Origin of the sequence: Micromonospora sp. NPDC050980, from assembly GCF_040653835.1 — a bacterium.
GTDB lineage: Bacteria > Actinomycetota > Actinomycetes > Mycobacteriales > Micromonosporaceae > Micromonospora.
Genome location: NZ_JBFAGS010000005.1, coordinates 48,184 through 73,144 on the forward strand (window position 1 = coordinate 48,184; position 24,961 = coordinate 73,144).

A 24,961-nucleotide genomic window follows, 5' to 3' on the forward strand; every position below is an offset into this window, starting at 1 on the left:
CGGGGGTGGGGTGGGGTGGGGTGGGTGGGTGGGTGGGGGTCAGAGCTGTTGCCAGAGGGCGGGGACGTTGGGGGGTTCCCACCCGGCGATGGCGGTGTGCGCCTGACGGCAGCGGTAGCTGCGGCCGGCGTAGGTCACCGTGTCGCCGACCTGGTACGCCCGGCCGGCGGCCCAGGTGCCCCCCGGCGCGGGCGTGCCGGGCGGGGTGGGCGTGGGCGACGGCGTGGCGGTGCGCGTGGGCGACGGCGTGGGGGTCGGGGTGGGAGTCGGGTTGCCGCCGCCGATCTGCAGGTCGACGCAGGAGTAGAACGCGTTCGCGGTGTCGGCGATGTTCCAGACCGCGAGCAGCTTCTGCCGGCCGGTGTAGCCGCCCAGGTTGACGGTGTGCGACACGGTGGCGTCGGGCTGGCGACCGCCGCCGTCGACGACCGCGACGCGGGTGTTGCCGATCCAGTACTCCCAGTTGGCGGTGGCGTGCCGGGCGGTGTTGATCCAGGTGAACGTCACCGTGCTGCCGACCGTGGTGGCCGGCCAGTTGCGGCTGTCGTCGTTGAGCACCGCGAACTGGGCGATGCCGGCGTGGCAGCTCTTCAGGCCCTTGGGGCCCTCGACGCTCTGCGGCTCGTACCTGATCTGGCCGCAGTCGGGCACCCGGTTCTGGGCGCAGAGCGCCTGGCGGCTGGGCGGCGAGGAGACGTAGCCGTGGGCCTGCGCGGGCGCGGCGAGCGCCAGCGTGGCGGTGACCGCGCCGGTCGTGAGCAGGGGCAGGGTGATTCTTCGACGCATGGTGGCAACTCCCTCGGGAGAACGGAAGGTGTCACGAACATAAATTAAACCTTGTTAACAGTAAAGACTCCTATCTATAAATTAAGCCTTGAGCGCCTCGCTCCGCGCGTGTGATCCTGATCAGCGCGTGGAGCCGATCGTCGTTCCTGGGCACCGGGTGCCGGCAGGCATCCGGGAGGACGGCGGCACCGACCCGGGAACCCGCCTCTCGAAGGACACCCCCATGTGGAGATCCCTGCCCCACGCGCGCAGCTGGACCGCGTACGCGGCAAGCCTGCTGCTCGTCACCACCGCGCTCGCCACCGTCGAACCGCCCGCCGCCGGCGCCGCCACCGACCCGGTCACGGTGACCGTGAACGCCCGCGCCGGGCTGGCCACCGTGCCGGACACCGCGCTCGGCGTCAACCACGCCATCTGGGACGCCCAACTCGGCAGCACCGAGACGTCCGACCTGCTCAAGGCCGCCGGCGTGCAGATGCTGCGCTACCCCGGTGGCTCGTACGCCGACATCTACCACTGGAAGACGCACACCGCGCCCGGCGGCTACGTCGCGCCGGACACCGACTTCGACACGTTCATGGCCGCGGCCCGCCGGGTCGGCGCGCAACCGATGATCATCGCCAACTACGGCACCGGAACGCCCGCCGAGGCCGCCGACTGGGTGCGCTACGCCAACGTCACCAAGGGCTACGACGCGAAGTGGTGGACCGTCGGCAACGAGAACTACGGCAACGGCCACTACGGGTCGGCCTGGGAGGCCGACGACCACGCCGACAAGAGCGCCACCCAGTACGCGAAGCTGGTGATCGAGTACGCCGACGCGATGAAGGCGGTCGACCCGAGCGTCAAGGTCGGCGCGGTGCTGACCATGCCCGGCAACTGGCCCGACGGGATCACCGCCGGCGCCGACCCGGGCCCGTGGAACCAGACCGTGCTCTCCCTGGCCGGGCCGAAGATCGACTTTGTGGACGTGCACTGGTACCCGGGTGGCACCGCCGCCGAGTTCCTGACCCGCACCAACCAGCTTCCGGACGCCGCCTGGCTGCTGCGCCAACAGATCGCCCGCTACGCCGGCCCGGACTCCGACCGGATCGGCATCAGCCTCACCGAACTGAACGTCGACGCCGGCCGCAACACCCAGCCCGGCGCGCTGTTCCTGGCCGACGCCTACAGCGGGCTGCTGGAACAGGGCGTCTTCACGGTGCAGTGGTGGAACGTGCACAACGGCCTCGGCACCGTCTCCGAGGTGGCCGGGCAGACCGACTACGGCGACTTCGGGCTGCTCTCCAGCGGCAACTGCACCAGCGACGGCGACATCTGCCAGCCACCGTTCAACACGCCGTTCGCGCCCTACCACGCGCTGTCCATGATGAGCCTCTTCGCCCGACCCGGTGACCAGTTCGTCCGTGCCGGCACCGACCAGCCGCTGGTCACCGCGCACGCCGTGCGCCGCCCGGACGGCAGCCTCGCGGTCCAACTGCTCAACAAGGACCCGGACACCGCCTACCCGGTGGCGCTCGACTACGCGGGCTTCAGCCCGGCGGACGAGGCGCCGACCGTGCACACGCTGACCAACGGCGCGAGCAGCGTGCGCACCGAGCACGCCGGCAGCGCCACCACCCGGACGCTGCCGCCTTACTCGCTGACCACGCTGGTGCTGCGACCGGCCGGCGGCTCCGCCGGGCGGCCCGGCACTCCGGGGCGGCCGGCGGCGGGCGCGGTGACCGACCGCACGGCGGCCCTCTCCTGGCCGGCGGCGACCCCGGGCGCGGCGCCGATCGCCAAGTACGAGGTGTACCGACAGTTCGGTGCGGTCAGCGAGCAGCTCGGCGAGACCGCCGGCACCTCGTTCACCGTGCGCAACCTCGAACCGGGCACCCGCTACACGGTCAACGTGCTGGCCCGGGACACCGCCGGCCGGGTGTCCTGGTCGTCCGCGCCGCTGACGTTCGCCACCGGCAGCCCGGCCGCCGCCGACTGCGCGGTCCGCTTCCACAACGACACCGACTGGGGTAACGGGTACGTGGCGACCGTGGACGTGGTCAACACCGGCCCGGACGCGGTCGACGGCTGGACGCTCACCTGGACCTGGCCGACCGGCTGGCAGCAGGTGAGCAGCGGCTGGAACGCCACCTGGACGCAGACCGGCACGCAGGTCCGGGTGACCCCGACCGCGGACAACCGCCGGCTGGCGGCCGACGGCGGGAGCACCAGCGTCGGCTTCGTCGGCGCGTACAGCGGGCCGAACGTGCCGCCGGGCGTGTTCCGGCTCAACGGCACGGTCTGCACCGTCCGTTCCTGAGCCGGGGGTCAGCCCCGGCCGGGTGGCCGGAGCCGGGCATCGGCCGCCGCCGGGACCTTCGTGGTCCGGCGGCGGCCGGCGCGGCGCGGCGGCGGCACCACGTGCGGGCGCGGCGGCCCGGCCGCCGGCGGGGGCGACGACTCCTGCGGCGGCAGTGGTCGGGGCAGCGCGGCCAGGATCACCGCGAGCAGGGCCACCGCGACCACCCCGTCGAGCCAGTAGTGGTTCCCGGTGGCGACCACCACCACGGCCGTGATCAGCGGGTGGGCCAGCCAGAGCCACCGCCACCGCCCGGTGGTGACCGCCACCAGGGCCAGCGCTACCGCCAGCGCCCAGCCCACGTGCAACGACGGCATCGCCGCGTACTGGTTGCTGAGCTGGTCGGCCTCCGGTGGTCCGTAGACGCTGGGGCCGTAGCGGCGGCCGGTGTCCACCATGCCGGTGAGCGCGGTCAGTCGCGGCGGCGCGAGCGGGATGCAGACGTGCAGCACCAGCGCCGCGGCGGTCAGCACCGCGAGGGCCCGCCGCAGCCGCAGGTAGTGGGCCGGTCGACGCAGGTGGAGCCAGACCAGGCAGAGCACGGTGGCCGGGAAGTGCACGTACGCGTAGTAGCTGTTGGCCAGTCGCACCGGCAGCTCGTGCGCCAGCAGTGGCCCCTGCAGCAGCGCCTCGCCGGGCAGGTGCAGCAGCCGTTCCAGCCGCCAGGTCCGCTCGCCGTTGTCGAGCGCGGCGCCGGCTCGCCCGGCGATCAGTTGCCGGCCCGCCTTGTAGGCGAGGAAGAGCAGGGCGATCAGCGTCAGTTCGCGGGCCGCCCGACGCAGCGCGCCGGGCGGCGGGGACGCGGTCTTCGTGAGCGGCACGGCTCCTCCTTCGGTGCCTTCCGGCACGGACCAGGGCCGCCGCCGAGGTCGGCGACGGCCCTGGTCGTACGGCCTTCAGCGGCGGGCGTGTTCCTGCCGGCCGGCCGGGTCGGCGCTCACCCCGTCGAACGCGGGCGCCCCGTCGACCGCGTCGGCGCCCACCGCCACCGAGCGGCCGGGGTCCGGCAGATCGAGGCTGGAGCGGAGGGTGACCGGGCGCAGCAACAGCGCCGCCACCACGCCGACGACCGCGATGGCGGCCGAGATGAGGAAGATGTGCCCGGTCGCGTCCCCGTACGCGGCCCGGACGATCTGCCGCACCGGCTCGGGCAGCGCATCGAGGTTCAACGTGCTGCTGCCGCCACCGCCGGTGGTGGGGATGCCGGCCGCGGCGAGGTCGTGGGTGATCCGGTCGGTGACCCGCCGGGCGAGCACCGCGCCGAGCACCGACACGCCGATGGTGCCGCCGAGCGAGCGGAAGAAGGCGACGCTGGCGCTGGCCGCGCCGATGTCCTTGAGCGCCACGGTGTTCTGCACCGCGAGCACCAGGTTCTGCATGGTCATGCCGACGCCGACGCCGACGACGAACATGGCCACCCCGACGATGACCAGGGACGTCTCGTGGTCGATGGTGCCGAGCAGGGCGAAGCCGGCGACCAGCACGATCGAGCCGAACACGATGTACGGCTTGATCCTGCCGCTGGCGGTGATCATCCGGCCGGCGACGATCGAGGAGATCAGCACGCCGCCCATCAGCGGAATGGTGAGCAGACCGGCCTCGGTCGGGCTGTAACCACGGCCGATCTGGAAGTACTGGCCGAGGAAGACCGCGCCGCCGAACATCGCCATGCCGACCGCGAGGCTGCCCAGGATGGCCAGCGCGGTGGTGCGCTCGCGGACGATGTGCAGCGGCACCACCGGCTCGGCGGCTCGCGACTCGACCCAGACGGCCAGCGCGAGCAGCAGCAGCGCGCCGCCGACCATGGCCCCGGTCTGCCAGGAGAGCCAGGCGAACGAGCCGTCGACGAAGGAGATCCAGATCAGCAGCACGCTGACCCCGGCGGCGATCAGCGCGGCGCCCAGATAGTCGATCTTGACGTTCTGCCGGCGCGCGGTGGGCAGGTTCAGGGTGATCTGGAGCAGGAACAGCGCGATGACCGCGACCGGCACCCCGACGAAGAAGCACCAGCGCCAGCCGAGCCAGGAGGTGTCGACGATGAGGCCGCCGAGCAACGGGCCGCCGACCGTGGCGAGCGCCATGACCCCGCCCAGGTAGCCGTTGTAACGGCCGCGTTCCCGCGGCGGGATCATCGCCGCGATGGCGACCTGGACCAGCGCCTGCAGACCGCCGACGCCGATGCCCTGGAAGGCGCGGGCGGCGATGAGCTGGCCGGCGCTCTGCGAGAAGCCGGCCGCGACGGAGCCGGCCAGGAAGACCACGATGGCGACCTGGATCAGCAGTTTCTTGTTGAACAGGTCGGCGAGCTTGCCCCAGATCGGCGTGGTCGCCGTGGCGGTGAGCAGGGTGGCGGTGACCACCCAGGTGTACTGCGTCTGCGAGCCGTTGAGCGCGCCGATGATCTTCGGCAGGGCGGTGGAGACGACCGTGCTGCTCAGCATGGCCACGAAGAGCACGAGCAGCAGCCCGCTGAGTGCCTCCAGCGTCTGCCGGCGGCTCATGGGCGCGGCCTCGGCCGTCGCGGTGGGTGCGCTCATCGCGCGTCCTCCAGGTGGGTCGGATACGGTGGGCCGCTTGGTTGCCTCAAGCAATCATCAACAAATCTTGCCCAATAGGCAACTTTGCCCATTGAGAAACGGATCACGTACGCTCGCCGGCATGGCGGAGTGCACCGGCCTGCGCGAGCGGAAGAAGGCGGCCACCCGCCTTGCGCTGCACGAGGCCGCCCTGCGCCTGGCCGTCGAGCACGGCCCCGACCGGGTCACCGTCGAGGCGATCGCCGACGCGGCGAACGTCTCCCGCCGCACGTTCTCCAACTACTTCGCCGGCAAGGAGGAAGCGCTCTTCCACGGCGACACGCTGCGGCTACGCCGGCTGCTGGAGCTGTTCGCGGCGCAGCCCGCCGGGCTGCCGCCCTGGGCCGCGCTGACCCGCGCCGCCGCGTTGCAGGCCGACGAGAGCTACCACGACCCGGCCGAGCCCTGGCTGAACCGCCGCCGCCGACTGCACGGTCACCCGAGCCTGGTCGCCCACCAGGTCGGCGCGTACGCGACGATCGAGCGGGAGCTGGCCGCGGAGATCGCCCGCCGGCTCGCCGGCGGCGACACGCCGCTGCGGGCCCGAGTGCTGGCGGCCACGTTCCTGGCCACCCTCCGCGTCGCCGCCCAGCAGTGGATCGAGCACCCGAGCACGCCGCTGCTTGACGTGCTGCACGAGGTCCTGGCCCACGCCACCCCGGCCGACGCCGCCTGAGCCGGGCACGCCGGCGCTCCCGACTACGGACGGGTGGTCGGCGCACCGATTCGCCACCCGGCCCCTGAGCTGGGCTGACACTTTTGCAATGGGCGGCGACCGGTGGCGCAAGGGGCTCGGACCCGCCGCGCGAGTCGCCCCGGCCACCCGGGTCGACAAGTTCGAGATCTTCTTCGACCTCGTCTTCGTGGTGTCCTTCTTCATCATCACCCGGGCCACCGCCGCCAACGTGACCGTGCGGGAACTGCTGCACGCGCTGCTGGTGCTCGCGGTGCTGTGGTGGTGCTGGGTGGTGCACAGCGCGGTGGCGGCCCGGCTGCGGCTGGGCGAGGGTTTCGTGCCGATCCTCATGGTGGTCGGCATGATCGCGCTGTTCACGTTCGCGCTGGCCCTGCCGCAGACCTTCGGCGACCTGCGTCAGGGCAGCGCCGGCCCGATGCTGGTCACGATCAGCTACGTGGTGATCCGGGCCGTGCACACGTCGCTGTACTGGTACGCCACCCGGGAGGACCGACCGGCCCGCCGCAAGCTGTGGCTGTTCCTGCCCGAGGTGGTGCTGTCGACCTGCCTGTTGCTGGTGGCCGCCCTGGTGCCGCCGCGCGTCGACCCGGACGTCGGGCCGTGGCTGCGCGACGGACTGTGGATCGCCGTGGTGGCGATCCAGTACAGCAGCGGCGTGCTGGCCGGCACCGGCGGCTGGAAGATCACCTCCGCCGAGCACTGGACCGAACGCTACGACCTGATCCTGATCATCGCGCTGGGCGAGTCGGTGATCTCGGTCGGCGTCGGCGGCAACCTGCTCGGCAAGCCGGTGACGTGGCCGGCCATCCCGGCGGCGGTCTGCGGGATCCTGTTCACCGCCGCGCTCTGGTGGGCGCACTTCGACCTGATCGGACCGGCCGCCCGGATCGCGCTGCACGCCGCCACCGGCCACCCGCGGGTGGCCATGGCCCGGGACGCGTACGCCTATCTCTACCTGCCGATGATCGCCGGGGTGATCCTGTTCGCGATCGGGGCCGAGGAACTGGTCCGGACCGTCACCGACCCGGTCGGCGGGGCGGCGGAACGGGGCCACGGACCGGCGGTGCCGCTGCTCTTCGGCGGCGTGATGGTCTACCTGGCCGCCAACATGGCGTTCCAGTGGCGCACGCTGCGGACGTTGTCGTGGACCCGGGTGGGCACCCTGGTCGTGCTGGCCGCGGCCCTGCCGCTGGGCCGGCACCTGCCGGCGCTCGGCGCGCTCGCTCTGGTCACCGTCATCTGTGTGGTGCTGGTCGCGGTCGAGCTGGTGATCTTCGCGGACGCCCGCGCCGCGCTGCGGCAGGTGGTGCACCAGGAGCGGGTCAGCGCCGAGGAGAACGAGGCCGGTTGGCGGGCGCGGTGGCACGACGGTGAACCGGAGTGACCCGGCCACGACGGCCGGACGGGCCTTAGAGTCTCCGCGTGATCGAGATCGCCACCGAGGTCGACCTGTTCCACCCGCCCGCCCGCGTCTGGCAGACGTTGACCGAGCGGGCGTTGCTGGCCAAGTGGTTCGCCGACAGCACACAGGGGGACGACCACTGGACACTGGCGACCGCCGCGCTGCCGGGCTACGACGCCGACACCGAGGTGGAGGTGGTCGAGCTGCGCTCCCCGCATCGGCTGGTGGTGCGGTGCCGGGAAGCCGGCCGCGCGACCCGGCTGGCGTGCGACCTGACCCCCACGGCGCACGGCACCCGGCTGTCCGTACGCGAGGTCCTGGAGGACGGCGACTGGGACGCGGAGGCCCGCGCCGGGCAGCAGGAACGGGCACTGACCGGGCGGCTCCCGGCGATCCTCGACTGGCTGGCCTTCCAGCAGGTGGACCTGCGCCGCGCCGAGGGCGGCCGGACCGCCGAGCTGCCGCTGGTCGGCCTGCCCGGAGCCCGGCGCGACCGGTCCCGCCACCGGATCCTGCTGGCCGCCGGCGCGGTGACGGTGTTCGCCGCCGCGACCGGGGCGGCGCTCTGGGCGACCCGGGACACCGCGCCCGCGCCGGCCGCACCGCCACCGTCCACCCCACCGCTGGTGCTGCCCGCCACCACCACCGCCTCGCCGCGGCCCACGACCGCCCGGCCCACGCCGAGCCCCGAGCGACGCAGCGCCTCCCCCTCGCCGTCGGCGTCGCGCTCCCCCAGCCGTACGCCGAGCCCGTCGCCGCCCGCCGCGGTGCCGCTGACCGCGACCTACGAGACGGTCAACGACCGGGTCTTCGGCTACCGGGGCGAGGTGGTGCTGCGCAACGCCGGCCCGACACCGCTATCGGAGTGGACGGTGACGCTGACGATCGGCGACGGTGCCACCGTGGGTTCGGTCCAGGGCGCCGAGGCGGCGCAGAGCGGCTCGGTGGTCACGTTCACCGGCGCGGCGCTGCCGCCCGACGGCTCGACCACCATCCGATTCGACGTCCGCGACCCGGATCCCCGGCACGACGGCCCCGAAGCCTGCGCCGTCGACACCACCCCCTGCACCACCCCCTGACGGAGTCCCCCGCCTCTCGCGGTGGGGCTGGGATTTCTGGGATTGAGCCTGTGGGAGCGCTCCCGTAACATCGCTGTTGCGGCTGTTAACGTTCACAACACAATCACGTCAGCGAATGTGCGGGCCGCCACCACCACAGGAGGAAGTGTTATGTCTAGATCCAGAGCCGCCAATATCGGATTGGTGTCGGCCGGCGTCGCGCTGGTCGCCTCGACGGGGGTCGTCGCGGCGCTGCCGGCCGGTGCCGCGGCGGCCGGCTGTTCGGTGGACTACGCCGTGTCGTCACAGTGGCCGGGCGGCTTCGGCGCCAACGTCACCATCACCAACCTCGGCGACCCACTGTCCAACTGGACCCTCACCTGGTCCTACGCCGCCGGCCAGAGCATCACCCAGGCCTGGAACGCCACCGTCACCCAGAACGGCGCCGCCGTCACCGCCAAGAACGTCAGCTACAACGGATCCGTCCCCACCAACGGCACCACCTCGTTCGGCTTCAACGGCGCCTGGACCACCAGCAACCCCACCCCCACCAGCTTCACCCTCAACGGCGTCACCTGCACCGGCGGCACCACCACCCCGACCAGCTCACCCACCAACTCGCCCACGCCGCCGCCCACGCCGCCGCCCACGACGCCGCCGCCCACCCCGACGCCCACGTCGTCGCCGTCCACCCCGCCCCCCGGGCCGGCGGACATCGCGGTGAACACCGCCACGAAGTACCAGACCGTGGACGGGTTCGGCGCGGCGGTGTCGATCTGGGGTGGCGCGTGGTCGACGGCCGAGACGCAGACGCTGGTCGGGTTGGGGCCCAACCAGCTCGGCCTGTCCATCGTGCGCACCGGCCTGTCGCCGGTGTCCAGCGAGTGGTCGACGCAGGTGAGCGCGCTGAAGACGGCGAAGTCGTACGGGTCGAACGTGAAGATCATGGCGTCGCCGTGGACGGCGCCGGCGGCCTGGAAGACGAACAACAGCCGGGTCAACGGCGGCAAGCTGAAGCCCGACTACTACGACGACTACGCCAACCATCTCAACAGCTACGTCCAGTACATGCGCGGCCAGGGCGTGACGATCGACGTCATGTCGGTGCAGAACGAGCCGGACTGGCACCCGAACTACGACTCGATGGACTGGACCGGCACCGAGCTGCAGACCTTCGTCCGGGAGCAGGGCGCCAAGGTGCAGAACACCAAGCTGATGGTCGCCGAGGCGGTGAACCTCAACTACGGCTACACCGATCCCACGCTGAACGACCCGGCCGCCCGCAACAACATCGGCTACATCGGCGGTCACCTCTACGGCACGGAGGATTCGGGACGGCTGAAGCCGTACACCCTGGCGCAGCAGTACAACAAACCGGTGTGGATGACGGAGTGGAACCTGCACGAGGCCGACGGCAGCGGCTCGAACATCTGGGGCAACCCCAGCAACGCAGCGGCCTGGAACGAGACGTTGGACGACATCATGCGCACCGTGCACAAGTCGATGGAGTCCAACTGGAGCGCCTACATCTGGTGGTACGGCAAGCGCTACTACTCGTTCATCGGTGACGGCGAGGCCGCGTACGGCACGACGGCCGGCGCGCCGCTCAAGCGTGGGTACGCCTTCTCCCAGTACGCCAAGTACGTCCGTCCGGGCTACCAGCGGGTCGGCCTGACGAAGAGTGCCAAGGCGTCGCCGCTGGAGGTGACCGCCTACTCCGGCGACGGCAAGATCACGTTGGTGATCCTCAACCGGTCGACGAGCGCGGTGAACAACGCCGTCATCCAGGTGCCGCAGAACGTCAGCGCGGCCCAGTACGTCGCCACCTCGCAGAACGCGAGCGCGGCGAGCCAACCGGCCGGCGTGAACGGCAACCAGGTGTCGGTGAACGTCGGCGCACGCAGCATCTCCACCGTGGTGCTCACCCTCTGACAGCACTGACGCACGCGGGCGGGGGCGGCCGACACGGCCGCCCCCGCCTCGTCGCGCCGGCTAACCGGCGTACGTCTCGAACTCGCCGACCTTCGGGGTACCGTTCGAGCTGGTGATCCGGAAGTTGATCTTCCTCAGTGAGGTGGCGGCGAAGGTGGTGGAGCCCGCGCCGTTGCCGGTTGCCAGCACGGCCCCGGTGTCGTTGTCGACCAGTTGCCACGAGCCGATCGAGCCCTGGGTGCCGGACGGCTCACGGATGATCACCCGGGACACCGTGGTGGCCGAGCCCCACTTGATCGAGATGGTGCCGGTCGACCCGGTCGGCGACCAGTACGTGCCCAGGTTGCCGTCGCGCACGTTGCCGTAGCTGGTGCCGCTGGCCTTGCTGGAGCCGTCCGCGCCGGCGCCGGAGGCGAGGCTCAGGTTGGTCCCGCCGGGCGGCGGCGGGGTGGTCGCCGGCGGCGGGGTGGTCGGCGCGGGTGTGGTCGGCCCCGGCGTGGTGGGCGGGGGCGACTGCGGCGCGCAGGTGCCGTCCGAGACCCGCAGGCCGGTGTTCGCGCCCGCCGTCTGCCGGACGATGTCCGGCACGCAGCTCGCCCCGTCGAGACGGTAGGAGTAGGGGATGCCGACGGTGGTCGTGGACGTGGGGTTCGGTCCCGCCGGGTAGTTCTCGTCGCCGGTGGCCGACCAGGTCACGTTGTCGAAGATGTTGCCGCTGACCTGCCAGGAGCCGCGTTCGTTGGTGTAGAACGTGCCCAGCACGTCCTTGGAGTTGCGGAAGTAGTTGTTCTCCACCTTGGCCCGTGCCCCGGCACGGGAGTTGATGCCGGACTCGTGCAGACCCGAGTAGTGGTTGTTGTAGATGTGCGCGACGCCGCCGCGCAGCAGCGGCGTGCGGGAGTCGATGTTCTCGTAGAGGTTGTGGTCGAACGTGATGAAGCTGTTCGACCTGTCGCTCTCGCTGGAGCCGATCAGGCCACCGCGGCCGGAGTTGCGCAGGATGCTGTAGGACAACGTCACGTACTGGGTGTCGTTCTTCATGTCGAAGAGACCGTCGAAGCCCTCCGACTCCCCGCCCGACGCCTCCAACGTGACGTGGTCCACCCAGATGTTGCGGACGGTGCTCTCCATGCCGATCGCGTCGCCGCCGTTCGAGGTGGGCGAGCCGGACTTCTTCACGTTCCGCACGGTGACGTTCCGGACGATGATGTTGCGGGATTCGCGGATGTGGATGCCGAGCTGGTCGAAGACCGCGCCGCCGCCGACTCCGATGATGGTGACGTTGCTGATCTGCTTCAGCTCGATCACGCCGGCCGCGGTGTTGCAGCTCGAACCGGACACCTTTGCGGTGTTGCCGTGGTTGATGGTCCCGCTGACCTCGATGATGATCGGAGTGCTGCTGCTGGCCCGGTTGCACAGCGCGGTGTGGATCGCGGTCCCGGTGGTGGCCCTTACCGTCGGTCCGCCCGCGCCGCCGGTGGTCCCACCGTTCTGGGTCGCGTAGCCGGTGGCGCTCCCGGCCGCCGCCGATGCCTGTGGGGTCGGCAGGGCCACGGCGACCGCGACCCCCACCGCGGCCGTGGCGAGGCTTGCCTGGAGCCGCAGTGCGGCTTGTCGTTTCATGTGACGCCTCATTTCGTATTCGCGCATGCCGGATCGACCGGCCGCCGCCGAACAGGGAAAAGGTGAATGGCCGCGGCGCGATACGGCGCGCCGCCGGCGGTTCTCATTCATTCGCGGAGCCCGGCCCGCAAACGAAACATCGATGTAACGCAATCGTATGAAAGCGCTTTCGCTCAGGGCAAGGGCTGGCGTTTGCAGGTTTTTTGCACCGCCGGAACTAGGCGGGCGCGGGCGCCGTCACCCGCCGGTACGGCCGGCGGCGCGCTCGTCCACTGACGACACCGGCGACCGGGAATCCGCCCACATGCCGGGACCACCTGCGAAACGTCCCGCCGGACGGGGTTACCGAGTGACGCTCCGTAGGGCAGAGTAGTCCCGTGAGTGATACTCCATGGAAACCTCCGCAGGGGTCGGCGTCGAGGATCCGGGTCGCCGTGCTCGGTGACCCGGGGCTGCACCGCACGCTCGTGGCCGGAGTGGTCGCGGCGGCGTCCGACTTCGAGGTGGTACGCGAGTGCGATGCCGGTCCCGACGACGTGCGCCGACTCGCCGGCGTCCGACCCGATCTCGTCCTGATCGACATCGGCGCCGAGAAGGAGATGTGGACCGTGCTGCCGGCGTTGCGCGTCGAGGTGCCGGACTGCGCGGTCGTGGTGCTGACGAACCGGCCCACCGCCCGGGTGCTGCGGTCCGCGCTGCGTCTACGCGCCCGCGCGGTCGTCGCCAAGGACGCGCCCCCGGCGGAGATGCTCGATCGGCTGCGGGCGGTCGCCGAGGGGCGGCGCACCACCGACCTCGTCACCGCGCTCGCCGTCCTCGACACCGTGGTCAACCCGCTCAGCGACCGGGAGCGCGAGGTGGCCGCCGTCGCCGCGAAGGGCCTGCGGAGCCGGGAGATCGCCGAGCTGCTGCACCTCGCTCCCGGCACGGTCCGCAACCACCTGTCCAGCCTCCTGCGCAAGGCCGGCGGCCGGAACCGGTGGGAGGCGGTCCGACGCGCCCAGGACGCCGGTTGGATCTGACGACACGCAGACGGATGCCTCGGGACAGTGATGCACCTAAGATTCCTCACGGTTGGTCATCGTCCGTTCACGTCAAGTCAGGAAAGCGGGGGTCATGGCTGGGAGTCGACATGGTCCGCACGCTGCTCGCACTCGAAGGACGGCTGGTTCGGGGCGCGCTCGCCCAACTGCTCGGCGCACAGGACGACATCGACGTCGTCGCTGAGGCCGGCACCGCCGACGCCGTCGAGGCGGCGCTCCTGCGGGACCGCCCGCACGTCACCGTCCTCGACGTCGACGTGGTGCCGGTGGAGCGGCTGGCACGGCTCGCCGCGGTGACCGACGGCAGCCACGGCGGCCGGATGCTGGTGCTGGTGGACCGGCGTCGGGCCGCACGGATGCGGGCGGTGTTCGCCGAGCACCACGGGTGGATCGGCTTTCTCGACCGGGACGTGCCGCCCGAACGGATCGCCGACGGGATCCGGCAGATCGCCGACGGTCAGGTGGTGCTCGACCCGGAGCTGGTCGTCGCCGCGCTGGAGGTCGCGGACAATCCGCTGACCACCCGCGAGCGCGAGGTCCTCGACGTGGCTGCCGACGGCATGCCGGTGCGGGAGATCGCCCAGAAGTTGGGGGTCTCACCCGGAACGGTCCGCAACCACCTGTCCCACATCATGACGAAGACCGGGGCGCGGACCCGGCTGGAAGCCGTCCGGATCGCCCGGGAGTCCTGCTGGATCTGACCCGCCGCCGGCCCAGTAGCCGACCAACTCCTGGTAGGCAGCCGAGACGGCCAGCAGTCCACGGTGACTGTCCAGGTGGGCGTCACCGCCGTCGAGCAGCAGCACCCGGCGGGCGCGCACCGCCGAGCTGATCCGGTGCGCGATCACCACGAGGGTGCCGGGCCGGGCGGCGAACGCGGCCTCCAGGCGCGCCTCGGTGGCCGGGTCAAGGTGGCAGGTCGCCTCGTCGAGGATGACCAGCGGCGCCGGCGACAGCCAGGCCCGGAGCAGGGCCACCTGCTGGCGTTCCCCGGCGGACAGGCCGGCCGCCCGCAGCGTCGCGTCGAGGCCGCCGAGCCGGCCCACCAGGTCCGCCAGCCCCAATCGGTCCACCGCCCGCAGGATCGTCGCGTCGTCCAGGCCGGGCCGCAGGTAGCGCAGATTGTCCCGGACCGTGCCGGTGAACACGTACGCCTCCTGCGGGATCAACACCCGGTGGGCCGCCAACTCCCCCGCGCCGACCGCGACCGTCGACGTCCCCGCCACGTGCACCGTGCCGGACTCCGGGCGCAGCACGCCGGTCATCAACCCCGCCAGGGTGGACTTGCCGATGCCGCTCGCACCGACGATCGCCAGGTGGTCGCCGGCCGGCACGGTCAGGTCGAAGCCGTCCAGCACCGGCTCGGCGTGCGGACCGTACCGGAAGGCCACCGCCCGCAACGCCAGGGCGGGCGCGGCCGGATCGCCCGACGGCGCGACCGCCACTGGCCCCGGCCCCGGCGGGGGTACGCACGTGCGCAGCAGCCGGTCGAGGGTGACCACGAAGCGGAGACCACCGGCCGCCACCCCCTGGAACAGCGTGTGCAGCGCCGGCTGGATGCCGCGGACGACGTAGACCAGCGCGCCGAGCAGCGCGCCCGGCCCGAGGCCCTGCCGCAGCAGCCACGGCCCGGCCAACAGCAGCAGGGGCACCGGGAGCCAGCCGCCGACGGCCAGGCTGAGGCTGCGCGCGGCGGCCATCACGGCCAGCCGCCGCTCCACCCGCGCCTGCGCGTCGACGTGACCGCCGAGCCAGCCGACGACCCGGTCGGCGGCCCCGCTGACCGTGACGTCGCGGTGCCCGGCCACCGCCACGATCGCGTCCCGGCCGAGCCGCTCCCCGGCCAGGACGTAGTCGCGCTGCCGGGCGACCATCGCCGGCAGGGCGGCGGCGAAGATCAGCAGACCGACGAGCACCGGTCCGGCGACCAGCAGGGCGACCGGAGCGGCCAGGGAACAGAGGCCCACCACGGCGGCCCCGGTGGCGAACACGAATCCCCGGACCACCATCAGCAGGCCGGCCCAGGTGTCGCGGACCAGCTCCACCTGATGGGTCAGCCGGGTCACCGCCGCGTCGTCGCCCCGACCGTCGGTCGCGCCGGCCAGCGCGCCCGCCACGACCCGCCGCAGCAGGTCGTCGCGGAACGGCTCCACCACCTCGCCCAGCAGCCCGTACGCCTGCCGGGTGCCGAGCGCGCCGACCAGCACGGCGACCGCCAGCAGACCCAGCCAGAGCAGGCCCACGCCGAGCCGGCCGGCCAGGAACCCGTCGTCGACGGCACGAGCGGTCAGCAGGCCGGTCAACGCCGCCGGCAACGCCTCGGCCAGCGACCAGCCGGCCAGGCGCAGCAGCGGGCCGCGCCGCGCCGACAGGGCCGCGCGGGTCACCCCGCCCACGCCGGTCACGACCGGAACACCGCCCGGTAGGCCGGATCGGCCCAGAGCGCCTCGTGCGGCGCCACCGCCCGCACCCGGCCACCGTCCACCCAGGCCACCAGGTCGGCTCGGGCCGCGGTGCCGACGCGATGACTCACCACCACCCGGGTACGCCGGTCGTTCGGGCCGGTGAGCGCGTCCACCACCCGGTGCTCGGTGACCGTGTCCAGGCTGGACGTCGCGTCGTCGAGGATCAGCAGCCGCTCGGCGCGCAGCGCGCGGGCCAGGCCGAGCCGCTGCCGCTCACCGCCGGAGAGGGCCAGCCCGGCCAGCGGGGTCCGATAGCGCTCGGGCAGCAGTCGCACCACGTCGTGGACCTGCGCCGCCCGGGTCAGGGGCACCGGGTCGGCGCCGCAGCCGACCGCCGCGCCGACCGTGTCGCCCACCAGCACCGGCCGCTCGAAGCCGTAGCCGACCGCCCGGCCCAGCGCCGCCGGGGTCAACTCGGGCAGCGGCACGCCGTCCAGCCGAACCTCGCCGGCGTCCGGGTCACGCAGCCGGCCGGCCACGGCCGCGAGCAGGGACTTACCGGCACCGGACGGGCCGACGACGGCGAGCAGCGTGCCGCCCGGCACCCGCAGGTCCACCCGGTCGAGCAGCGGCCGGCCGTCGTCGCCGCGCACGTCCACCCCGCACAGGTCCAACCGACCCGGCCCGGGCGGCAGGTCCCGGGCACCGTGGCGGCGGGCCGGTTCGTCGAGGATCTCGGCGGCCCGGGCGCAGCCGGCGCGTACCCGTACGGCGGTGTTGACGGCCGCGATCGCGGCGCCCAGCCCGGCGCCGATCGCCGCGTACTGCAGGGCCGCGAGCAGCTCCCCCGGGGTGAGCCGGCCGGCCGACAGCGACCATCCGGCGACCGCCACGACCGCCAGTTGCAGCAGCGGGTTCAGCAACGCGCCCCGGGCGGACGCCCCGGCGAGCACCCTCCAGGTGCGCACGCCGTGCCGGTGCAGCTCCGGCAGTGGGGCGAGGACCCGGTCGACCTCCCGCTCGGCGGTGCCGGCGGCGGCGATCGTCCGCGCGCCGGCGAGCGCCTCGACGAGTCGTCCGGCCAACTCCCCCTGGGCCCGCTGGTAACCGGCGACGGCGCCCGACGCCTCGCTGACGAAACGTCGCAGCAGCAGGGCCAGGAGCAGCAACCCCAGCACGAAGGTGAGGCCCAGCCAGGGATCGATCAGGGTGAGCGCGACCAGGCTACCCACCGGTGGCAGCAGCACGCTGCCGGCCAGGACGACCGTCGGGGCGGCCCGCCCGGCGTCGGCGACCTGCCCGACCAGCCGGCCGACCAGATCACCCACCGGCCGGCGGGCCGCGGTGCGCGGATCGAGCGCGAACAGGTGCCGGATCAGCGTGTGCCGCAGCGCGGCCACCGAGCGTGCGCCGGCCGCGCCGCCGCCGTAGTCCTGCGCGGCCCGGGTGCCGATCAGCACCAGCACCAGCGCGGCGACCACCACGATCCACCGGCCGGACGAGGACTGCGGGGCCGCGCCGACCACGGCGTCCACCGCGCGGCCCAGGACGGCGGGCAAGGCCAGCTCGGCCGCCGTCTCGGCCACGGCGAGCACCCCCAACGTCGGGGTCCACCAGCCGGCGAAGGCCACGGCGCGCAGTGCGAGCCGGTCGGCGGGGGTCATCGAGCCTCCCACGGGCGCGGGCCCCGGGCCGGCGGAGAGCCGGTCCGGGGCCAAGCGGCTGATCGTCAGTTGCAGGTGGTGACGCTCAGCGAGCTGTCGCCGCAGAGCAGCAGGCTGGCGCGGCTGCCACCGCCGGTACGCTCGGCGGCCGGCAGTTCCATCCCCTGGAGGTCGAGCAGAGCCATGTCGCTTCCTCTTTCCTGTCGTGTCGTGACGTCGGTCGTCGGACGGATCAGTTGCAGGTGGTGACGCTCAGCGAGCTGTCGCCGCAGAGCAGCAGGCTGGCCTGGCTACCACCGCCGGTACGCTCGGCGGCCGGCAGCTCCATCGCCTGAAGGTCGAGCAGTGCCATGTCGATTCACCTCCCTCCGGTCGGGTCGGATCGGGTCACCCCGGGGAAACCGGGGGGTCGGTGGCCGCTCGGCCCCGCGACGGCCGTCGCGTCGGGCAGCGGGGTGAGGAACGGCAGGTGCAGCGGATCGTCCGGCCGGGTCGCGGCGAGCGCGGCGAGCACCCCGGCGGTGCCGGTGGCGAGGTCCATGGAGAGCCGCAGCAGCTGGTCGCCGGGGAAGGCGGTCCGGTCGGCGTACGGCAGGGCGTGCCAGCCGAGCAGCCGGGCCTGCTGGCGGGCCGCGTCCCGCTCGCCCCGCTCGGCGAGGTACGCCACGATCCCGGCACGCCCGGCGAACAGGCCGGACTGCGCGTAGAACGGGGAGTCGGCGCCGCGGCGGATCGCGTCGGCCTCGTCACGCAGCGCGTCGTCGGGCCGGTGGCGAAGGTACTGGTCGAGCACGATCCCGATGCCGACGCTCCCCTCGGCCAGGTAGGGCATGGTCCGCCAGCCCTCGTTGACCTCCAGGTGCCCGGCGTCGCGCCGGACGCAGCGGCGCAGATCCTGGCGCAACGCGGTGCGCGCGTGGTCGAGCAGGACGTCGTCGCCGTCGCGCTCGTACGTCCGTAGCAGCATCAGCGCCACGCCGGCCCCGCCCCGCATCAGTCCGGCGTACGGGTGCCGCCCGCCGCTGACCTCGGCGACCGATTCGACGTCGCCGAGCCGGCCGATCACCACGTCGACGGCCCGCCGGGCGGCGTCGGCGTAGCGCCGGTCGCCGGTGAGCGCGGCGAAGTGGGCCAGGTTCAGCGCGATCCCGGGCAGGCCGCCGGTCAGGTCGTCGCGCAGCTCGGTCCAGGGCTGGTCGAGGCAGAGGTCGAGCAGGCGCAGCGCCTCGTCCCGGTGACCCAGCACGTCCAGCACGTACGCGATGCCGTGCAGCCCGTCGTAGAGGCCGAGGCGGCTGCCGGAGGCGGGCTCGCGGACCCGGTCGATCAGCCACCGCTCGTGCGCGGGGTCGGTGCCGGCACCGCCGGCGTGCAGCGCCCAGAGCACCCCGGCCGCGCCGTACGCCAAATTGAGCCCGCCGTCGGCGCCGGCGAACTGGCGGATGTCGCCGGGAAAGAGCCGGTCGTCGCGGTGCGGGGTGGCGCTGGCGGTGATCGCCGCGGCGAGCCGGTCGCGCAGCCCGGGCCAGTCGTCCGGGTCGATCGTGACAATGCGCCGCAGCCCGGCCGCGCGGCCCCCGCCGATCACCTCGACCGCCTCGTCCAGCAGTCCGCGCGGCACCGGGAAGTTCTCGGCGATCACGTCGGCCAGGTGCGCCGCCTTGGTCGGGGCCAGGCGCAGCATCGCGGTCAGCGGCAGGAACAGGGCCAGCCGCAGGCAGGCCAGGGCGTAGCGGTCGACGTCGGCGCCGGTGCGGTCGCGCGGCGCGGCGAACGCCTGGTTGCGCAACGCGGGCCGGGTCGCCTCGGCGACGTCGGTCGCCACCTCGAAGTCGATCAGGGTCACCGCGCCGTCGTCGCCCACCATGACGTTGAACATGTGCAGGTCGCCGTAGACGACGCCGTGCGCGTGGATGGCGGCGACCGCCTCGGCGACCTGGCGGTGCACATCCAGCGCCCAGCGGGTGTAGGCGGCCCGGTCGGCGTCGGCGTGGACCAACGGGTAGCGCTGCACCACCACCTGGTTGAGCGGCCGGCCCTCGACGAAGGCCAGGGCGAGGAACTCGTGCCCGCCGAAGCTGAACTCGTCGTGCACCCGGACCAGGTGCGGCACGTCGGCGAGCCGGCGCAGGGTCTGCGCCTCGCGGCGCAGCCGGGACACCGCGTCGGCGCCGGTGGCGTCCAGCCCGGCGTGCGGGCGTGCCTCCTTGAGCACCACCCGCTGGTCGGTGCGGGTGTCGCGGGCCTCGTACAGGCCGCCGCCGTTGGAAAAGTGGATCACCTTGTCGATGCGGTACGGCAGGTCGGTCGTCGCCGCCGCGTTGCGAGCCGCCAGGTGCGGGGCAAGGAAGTCGGGCAGGGTCACCCACTCGGGCAGGTGGAACACCGGGTCCCGGCGGTCCGGCACCAATACGCCGTCCGGGTTCTCGACCGCCGGCACCGTCTGGCCGTCGGTGGAGACGCAGTAACGGGCGGCGAAACCGCCGTAGCGGAGGTACACCGGGCCGTCGCCGTAGCGCAGGTCGCTCAGGATGTACGGTCCCGGTTCGCCGTCGAGCAGGTCGGCGAGTTCCTTGGCGGTCAGTTCCAGCTCGGCGTCGTCGCGCGGATAGACGGTGACGAACTTCCCGCTGGCGGCGCGCCGGGCGTACTTGCTGTTGCGCATCAGCAGCAGGCGCGGGCCGCGCAGGTGCTTGAACGGGATGCCCCGGGGCCGGCAGTAGTCGGCCACCCGGGCCAGGACGCGCTCGGCGTTGTCCAGCCGGGCCGACACGTGGATCTTCCAGCCCTGGGCGGGGAGGGAGCCGCCGACCGGTCCGTGGATCAGCCAGTCGTCCTTGACCTCACGCTCCCAGCCGTCCGGCACCGGGCCGGTCGGGTAGGCGTCCGCCTCGGCCGTGGTGCCGGCCAGCGAGTCGTAGAAGAGCGGATCGACCGCGCAGTACGAGTCGTACCGTTCGTCCATTTCGGTTGCCTCCACCGGCTGATCGGTTGACGTCAATACTGCGGATGGCGGAGGCATGGGCACAGTGCGATGAGTCATGACGAGACGATGAGTTCCGCATCCCCAAGTCGTGACATCGGCGGAGTTTGAATTCGCGAACACTGTTTGACCAGTTGTGTTTCCGGGCTCGCCGATCCGGGGTGATGAGTTCCCGCCTGCGTCAACAGCGCACCGCACAGCGACAGCTCCTGCGGCGTACCCGGATCCGGAGCGCGCGGCACAACCCGGTACGCGGCGGCCACCAGCACCGACCGCGCCCGAGCCGGCGCCCGCGACACCGGCCCGAGCTGCACCGCCGCACAGGCCAGCAACGTCCGGTCCCCGGTCGCGGCGGACGTCGGCCCGGACGTTCCCGGGTGTGAGAGGGGGCCCCTTCTCTACCGGAGGCGTTAAGAAGGGGCCCCTCCTTACATCAGTTGCGGGTGATGGTGAAGGTGCTGGTGGTGTTGCGGATGTCCTGGGCGTTGTCGGTCAGGTGGAGGTTGGTGAACGTGGCCGCGCCGACCGCCGGACCCTGGCCCGCCTCCGGCATCTCGTTGACCCAGATGCCGATGCCGGACTTCGCGTCGAACGCGTCGCCGCTGCGCCGCGCCCCCGAGATCGACACGTTGGCGAGCACCGTGTCGGTGATCGGGTTCTCCGGTTGCCCGCCGGTGTACTTGGTCTGGAACATGATGCCGGAGTAGGTCGGGTCCACGATGTCCACGTCGCTGACCCGCATGCCCCGGAACTCCTTCGACGCGGAGAACAACCACATCGCCGGGAACGTCTGCGCGCCCCAGAAGTGCCCGCCGGAGCGGATCAGCGAGATGTTCTCGAACCGGGTGGGCGGGTTGGCGCCGAACCCGACGAACGGGTAACCGAAGTCCAGCGAGCTGATGGTGATGCCCGAGTACGTCAACTGGTCGGCGATGTAGAGGTTGCGGAAGATGTTGTCGTAGCCGCCGTACACGGCGATGCCGGCCGCCCGCCAGGTGAGCGTGGCGGTCAGGTTCTCGAACACGTTGCCGTGGTTGCCGCCGGAGCCACCCTGGTCGGTGGCGGAGAACAACGCGAACGCGTCGTCGCCGTTGGAGCGGCCCTCCGAGTTGGTGACCAGGGCGTCGGTGCTGCCGTTGGTCATGTTCACCGCGTCGGCGAACGTGTCGCGGAACCGGCTGTCCCGGATGGTCAGGCCGGCCACGCTCACCCCCCAGTACGCGCAGACGGTGTGCTCCACCCAGACGCTGTCCAGCGTCAGGTCGTCCACGTCCTTCAGCTCGCCCCACACCTTGCCCGGCCCGTCGATCCGGTTGGTGTAGTTGCCGAAGAACGCCAGGTGGGCGAAGGTCGACCCGCTGGCCGAGGACTCCACCCGGAACCCGGCGTCGGTGTTCTGCTGGTTCGTCGGCGTCTGGAAGCGGGTGTACCACATGCCGGCGCCGACGACCTTCACCGCCTTGCCGTACACCTGGAACTTCTGCGCCGTGTCGTAGGTGCCGGCGGGCAGGTAGACGCCGACGAGGGTGCCGGTGGTGTCCATCCGCACCGCGTCCAGCGCGTTCTGCACGTCGGCGTGGCTGAAGCCGGTCGGCACCTTGTAGCGGGCCGGGTCCGGGTTGGCGCGCGGCGACACCAGCTCGGTGTTGACGAAGTCGATCGCGTACGTGGTGGCGTTCGCCGGGTCCTTCTGGAGCCGGATCCGGCTGCCCGCCGGCACCGTGGAGTTGAGCAGCACGTTCGCCTCGTCGTAGAGGTGCCGGGGTGCGCCCGCGCTCGGCGAGTCGCTCGGGCCGGCCTCCGCGCCGTAGAGCCAGATGTGCTTCGAGGTGAGGCTGATCGGCTTGTGCAGCACCCCGTTGACGTAGATGTTCAACGTCGAGTCGATCCCGCCGCCACCCGGCGCGTCCGGGATGGAGAAGCGGGTGACCAGGGCGTTCGCGGCCGACTTGGTGGTCCACTCGACGTACGCGCCGGTGGTGTTGAGGGTGACCGCGCGCCGGCCGGACGCCTCGCCGGCCAGGTCGCCGATGGTGCGGTTCGGCCCGATCACCTGCGCGCCGCCGCCGACCGAGCCGTCCTCCGCCTCGTACATGTCGTAGCCCAGGTTCGCGCCACGACCGACGAACAGTGGCCGGTCGCTCGTGTTGTTCTGCCGCTTCACCGGCAGTTCGTTGGCGTCGTCGGCGAGCACCACCCGCACGGTGTGGCGGCCGTTGGCGGCGGTCCAGGTGCCGAGCGACACCGGGCCGGCGGTGGCCCCGGCCGCGATCGTGCCGGAGTACGAGCCGGTGAGCGTGCGGACCACCGCGCCGGCGTCGTCGCGCACGGTGAGCGTGATGCCGTGCGCGCCGCCCGCCGAGGCGATCGTGCCCTGGTTGCGCAACGTCACCGCGAAGCTGACCGTCGCGCCGGCCGCCGGCGTGCCCGGCGACCAGGTCACCGCGGAGGCCACCAGATCGGAGCTGGCCACCGGGCGGACCGTCAACGCGGTCGGGTTCGTGTAGGAGTTGTTCGCCTCGTTCTGCTCGGTCACCGCGTTCGACTCGTCGACCTTCGCGGTGAGCTGGTAGCTGCCGGCGTCGCGTGCGCCGATGCTCGCCGCGACGGTGGTGGACGCGCCGGCCGCGAGCGCGCCGACGGCGGCGGTGCCGACCTTCGTCGTACCCAGGTAGAGGTTGACGTTCGTGGCGGCGGACGCCGCGGTGCCGGCGTTGCGGACGGTGGCGGACAGGGTGATCGTGTCGGTTTCCACCGGCGCGGACGGCGACGCGGTGACGGCGGTGACGGTGAGGTCCGGGTTGGGCGCCGGCACGCCGAGCACCTGGAGTTCGGCGACCTGGCCGTTGGACGAGCCGGAGTTCGCGGTGAACTGCAGCCGCACGTCCGCGGCGGTCGCCGAGACCGGGACGGTCACCGTGTTGCCGGTGTTCGGGTTGAACGAGTACGTCGCGGAGCCGACCAGGCTGGTGAACCCGGAGGCGGACTGGTCCCGGCCGAGCACCTGGAACGTCTGGGTGCGCGCGCCCCACGCCGGGTCCGGGTTGAGCTTCACCACGATCGCGCTGATGCTGGCGTTGGCGCCCAGCGCCACGGTCAGCGTGCTCGGGTACGCGCCCGGCGCGCCCTCCCAGTAGGTGGTGACGTCGTTGTCGACCGCGTTGGCGGCGTTGAACACGTGCACCACCGACGACGCGGTGGCCGGCTTGCCGACCGCCAGGTTGGTGCCGCCGGTGCTGCTGCCGGTGCGGGTGACGGTGTTGCTGGTGGCGGACACGTTGCCGGCGGCGTCGCGGGCCCGCACGTGGTAGGAGACGGTGGCGCTGTCCGGCTGGCTGTCGGTGAACGTCAGCGTGGTGCCGCCCACGGTGGTGCGCAGCGACCCGTTGGCGTAGACGTCGTAGCCGGTGACGCCGACGTTGTCGGTGGACGCGGTCCAGGTCAGCCGGATCTGGTCGGTGGCCGGCTCGGTGAACGCCAGGTTGCCCGGCGCGCCGGGCGCCTGGGTGTCGCCGGTGGCCGGGCCGTAGACTTCCAGCTCGGCGAGCTGCCCCGCCGGCCAGGCGCTGTTCGCGGTGAACAGCAGCCGCAGGTAGCGGGTGGACGCGCTGGGCACGGTAACGGTCACCGTGTTGCCGCCGGCCGGGTCGAACGGGTACGACGCGGACGCGACGAGCGTGCCGAACGTCGAGCCGTTGGTGCTGCCCTGCACGGTAAGCGTCTGGGTGCGCGCGCCCCAGCCGGCGGGCAGCCGCAGCACCAGCCGGTTGACGCTGGTGACGGCGCCCAGGTCGGCCTGGATCCACTGCGGGAACGCGTTGTTCGGGCTCTCCCAGTAGGTGGCGGCGTTGCCGTCGTTGGCGTTGCCGGCGGCGTACACGTCGGAGTGGCCGCTCTCGGTCATGGTCCGGCCGAGCGCCAGGTTCGTCGACGAGTTGGCGGTGCCGTAGACCTCCAGCTCGGCGAGCTGGGCGGCGGCCCAGCCGGTGTTCGCGGTGATCACGACGCGCAGATAACGGGCGGTGGCGGCGGTGAAGCCGAGCGTCACTGTGTTGCCGGCCGCCGGGCTGAACGAGCGGGCGGCCGAGGCGACGACCGTGGCGAAGCCGCTGCCGTCCGCGCTGGCCTGCACGGACAGCGTCTGGTTGCGGGCCTCCCAGGCGGCGGGCAGCTTGAGCACCACCTGGTCGACGGCGCGGCTGGTGCCGAGGTCCACCTGGGCCCACTGGGGCAACGCGCCGCTGCTCTCCCAGTAGCTGCTCTGGCTGCCGTCGGTCAGGTTGGCGGCGGCGTAGGGGCCGTTGACGCTGCTGGCGGTCGCGGGCCGGCCGGCGGCGAGGTTCGGCCCGCCGGCGGCCAGGGCCGGCGGGGCGGGCGCCGCGGTGACGGCCAGGCCGACCGCGGCGAGCACCGCGACCATTCTGGTACGGATTCTGGACATGGTGGACGGA

General features: G+C 72.6%; 17 protein-coding genes. 7 read left to right on the forward strand and 10 right to left on the reverse strand.

Annotated elements, in window-relative coordinates; translation table 11 throughout:
- Positions 1-39: 39 nt before the first annotated feature.
- Positions 40-786, reverse strand: coding sequence for a lytic polysaccharide monooxygenase (locus AB0H28_RS10395; protein WP_358036746.1), 747 nt, complete (start codon positions 784-786; stop codon positions 40-42).
- 223 nt (positions 787-1,009) lie between these two features.
- Between AB0H28_RS10395 and AB0H28_RS10400 the strand changes: the two genes are divergently transcribed.
- The gene (locus AB0H28_RS10400) at positions 1,010-3,088 is read left to right on the forward strand and encodes a cellulose binding domain-containing protein (protein WP_358036748.1); all 2,079 of its coding nucleotides are present in this window, start codon (positions 1,010-1,012) and stop codon (positions 3,086-3,088) included.
- A gap of 8 nt (positions 3,089-3,096) precedes the next feature.
- Here the strand turns inward: AB0H28_RS10400 and AB0H28_RS10405 are convergent, their stop codons facing one another.
- Both AB0H28_RS10405 and AB0H28_RS10410 read right to left on the reverse strand, forming a co-directional pair.
- The gene (locus tag AB0H28_RS10405) at positions 3,097-3,948 is read right to left on the reverse strand and encodes a phosphatase PAP2 family protein (protein ID WP_358036750.1); all 852 of its coding nucleotides are present in this window, start codon (positions 3,946-3,948) and stop codon (positions 3,097-3,099) included.
- Between the two features lie 75 nt (positions 3,949-4,023).
- Positions 4,024-5,664 (reverse strand): MDR family MFS transporter, encoded by a 1,641-nt coding sequence (locus tag AB0H28_RS10410; RefSeq protein ID WP_358036752.1) that lies wholly within the window; start codon positions 5,662-5,664, stop codon positions 4,024-4,026.
- Between the two features lie 121 nt (positions 5,665-5,785).
- On the opposite strand from AB0H28_RS10410, the gene AB0H28_RS10415 reads away from it, so the two are divergent.
- The 4 genes from AB0H28_RS10415 (at position 5,786) to AB0H28_RS10430 (ending at position 10,792) form a co-directional block, all read left to right on the forward strand.
- Positions 5,786-6,379: a TetR family transcriptional regulator gene (locus AB0H28_RS10415; RefSeq protein ID WP_358036754.1), complete on the forward strand. Its 594-nt coding sequence runs from the start codon at positions 5,786-5,788 to the stop codon at positions 6,377-6,379.
- 88 nt (positions 6,380-6,467) lie between these two features.
- Positions 6,468-7,784: a low temperature requirement protein A gene (locus tag AB0H28_RS10420; RefSeq protein ID WP_358036756.1), complete on the forward strand. Its 1,317-nt coding sequence runs from the start codon at positions 6,468-6,470 to the stop codon at positions 7,782-7,784.
- Positions 7,785-7,822: 38 nt separating this feature from the next.
- Positions 7,823-8,881 carry an SRPBCC domain-containing protein gene (locus tag AB0H28_RS10425; RefSeq protein ID WP_358036758.1) on the forward strand — a complete coding sequence of 353 codons (1,059 nt, stop codon included), beginning with the start codon at positions 7,823-7,825 and terminating at the stop codon, positions 8,879-8,881.
- A gap of 150 nt (positions 8,882-9,031) precedes the next feature.
- A complete protein-coding gene (locus AB0H28_RS10430) occupies positions 9,032-10,792 on the forward strand; it encodes a cellulose binding domain-containing protein (RefSeq protein ID WP_358036760.1) in 1,761 nt (586 codons plus the stop codon).
- A 60-nt stretch (positions 10,793-10,852) separates the two neighbouring features.
- On the opposite strand, the gene AB0H28_RS10435 is transcribed toward AB0H28_RS10430, so the two are convergent.
- Complete coding sequence (locus AB0H28_RS10435; protein WP_358036762.1) at positions 10,853-12,415, reverse strand: pectate lyase; 1,563 nt, start codon at positions 12,413-12,415, stop codon at positions 10,853-10,855.
- 377 nt (positions 12,416-12,792) lie between these two features.
- On the opposite strand from AB0H28_RS10435, the gene AB0H28_RS10440 reads away from it, so the two are divergent.
- Together AB0H28_RS10440 and AB0H28_RS10445 are read left to right on the forward strand one after the other, a co-directional pair.
- Positions 12,793-13,437, forward strand: coding sequence for a response regulator transcription factor (locus AB0H28_RS10440; RefSeq protein ID WP_358036764.1), 645 nt, complete (start codon positions 12,793-12,795; stop codon positions 13,435-13,437).
- A 110-nt stretch (positions 13,438-13,547) separates the two neighbouring features.
- Positions 13,548-14,159, forward strand: a complete 612-nt coding sequence (locus AB0H28_RS10445; protein ID WP_358036766.1) for a response regulator transcription factor — start codon at positions 13,548-13,550, stop codon at positions 14,157-14,159.
- Here AB0H28_RS10445 and AB0H28_RS10450 read toward each other — a convergent pair.
- From AB0H28_RS10450 to AB0H28_RS10475, 6 genes are all read right to left on the reverse strand, one after another.
- Positions 14,055-15,863 carry an ABC transporter ATP-binding protein gene (locus tag AB0H28_RS10450; RefSeq protein ID WP_358036768.1) on the reverse strand — a complete coding sequence of 603 codons (1,809 nt, stop codon included), beginning with the start codon at positions 15,861-15,863 and terminating at the stop codon, positions 14,055-14,057. The two genes, AB0H28_RS10445 and AB0H28_RS10450, sit on opposite strands and share 105 nt — an antisense overlap.
- Positions 15,860-17,527 carry an ABC transporter ATP-binding protein gene (locus AB0H28_RS10455; RefSeq protein ID WP_358036770.1) on the reverse strand — a complete coding sequence of 556 codons (1,668 nt, stop codon included), beginning with the start codon at positions 17,525-17,527 and terminating at the stop codon, positions 15,860-15,862. The genes AB0H28_RS10450 and AB0H28_RS10455 overlap by 4 nt, the downstream gene beginning before the upstream one ends.
- 65 nt (positions 17,528-17,592) lie before the next feature.
- On the reverse strand, positions 17,593-17,712 hold the full coding sequence (locus AB0H28_RS10460; protein WP_088647629.1) for a SapB/AmfS family lanthipeptide: 120 nt from the start codon (positions 17,710-17,712) through the stop codon (positions 17,593-17,595).
- 47 nt (positions 17,713-17,759) lie between these two features.
- Complete coding sequence (locus tag AB0H28_RS10465; protein ID WP_357761203.1) at positions 17,760-17,879, reverse strand: SapB/AmfS family lanthipeptide; 120 nt, start codon at positions 17,877-17,879, stop codon at positions 17,760-17,762.
- Between the two features lie 6 nt (positions 17,880-17,885).
- Positions 17,886-20,492 (reverse strand): class III lanthionine synthetase LanKC, encoded by a 2,607-nt coding sequence (gene lanKC, locus AB0H28_RS10470; protein WP_358036772.1) that lies wholly within the window; start codon positions 20,490-20,492, stop codon positions 17,886-17,888.
- A 451-nt stretch (positions 20,493-20,943) separates the two neighbouring features.
- Entirely contained in the window at positions 20,944-24,951 is a 4,008-nt protein-coding gene (locus tag AB0H28_RS10475; RefSeq protein ID WP_358036774.1) for a discoidin domain-containing protein, read from the reverse strand.
- Positions 24,952-24,961: the final 10 nt, after the last annotated feature.